At 74.3% G+C, this 1036-nt stretch carries 3 protein-coding genes; all 3 read right to left on the reverse strand.

Going from position 1 to position 1036, the window contains the following annotated elements; genetic code table 11:
- A partial coding sequence (locus AC2CHG_RS31535) for a DUF6403 family protein (RefSeq protein WP_484526225.1) occupies window positions 1–214 on the reverse strand: 214 nt, incomplete at its 3' end.
- A gap of 67 nt (window positions 215–281) precedes the next feature.
- Complete coding sequence (locus tag AC2CHG_RS31540) at window positions 282–536, reverse strand: hypothetical protein (RefSeq protein WP_262014920.1); 255 nt, start codon at window positions 534–536, stop codon at window positions 282–284.
- Between the two features lie 75 nt (window positions 537–611).
- On the reverse strand, window positions 612–1036 hold a 425-nt coding region (locus AC2CHG_RS31545; RefSeq protein ID WP_484526226.1), incomplete at its 5' end, for an AAA domain-containing protein.

Below are 1036 nucleotides of genomic sequence, written 5' to 3' on the forward strand. Positions count from 1 at the left end.
TCTCGGCGCGGGCCAGCAGCCGCTCGGCCTCCGGCACCGCCGCCGGGGACGCGTCCCGGCTGACCGTGGCGTCGTGGATCGCCGCCCGCGCCGACGACCAGGCGACCCGCCGCCCCTCGGCCCGGGCACGACGCCGGGGCAGCGACACGGCGAGGAAACCGGCGGCCACCGCCACCACACAGCCGCCCAGCCACTGCAACACGCTCGCGGTCATGATCTCTGTCTAACGCACCGCCGCCAGCCCTGCGCGCCGAGGGCGGCGGTGTACCACCGGCCCGCACCTACGACGACGAGTAGCCCTCGTTGAAGCCCTCCATGAACCCGCCCGCGAACCCGGAGACGACGCACCCGGCACAGCACAGGATCACCAGCAGCGCCGGCACCGCCACCCACAGGACGATCGCCCACCGGCCCATCCCCTCGCTCGGCTGCTCCACGTACGCCGGCGGCGGATAGTACGGCTGTTGCGGGTACGCCTGCTGTTGGTACGCCTGGTGCTGGTACGGATCCTGCTGATAGGGATCGTGAGGATGCATCCGGCCATCGTGCCCACCGGCCGCGAACGCCGGAAGATCCGAACGGTCCGCCGATCCTGCCGCGACGGCCCCTCGTCACGCCCGGTGGGCATCGAGGTGGGTCAGCACCGTCTGGTTGGCCTCCCACCCGTCCGGGAACTTCACCGGTACGTCCAGGTGCACCCGCTCGGTCGACGGGTACGCGTCGAGCAGCTCACCGATCCCGGCCCGCGCCACCACCACGCAGGCGTGCCGGTGCCGTGACGCCAGCACGCACAGCCGCCCCGACTCCAGGTGGAACGCGGTGGCGTCGCGCCGGCCGGAGAGCGGGTGCAGCACGATCGTCACGTCGTACTCCCGGCCCTGGAGCCGGTTGGCGGTGTCCACGGTGATGCCCGCCCCGGCCGCGCCCAGCCGGGACCGGATGGCCGCGACCTGGTCGCGGTGGGCGGCCCCGACGGCGATCCGGTCCGCGGTGACCGGCGCGCCGCCCGGCGCGGCCTCGCTGACCGCGACCGCGC

Source organism: Micromonospora sp. ATLC20, from assembly GCF_057196585.1.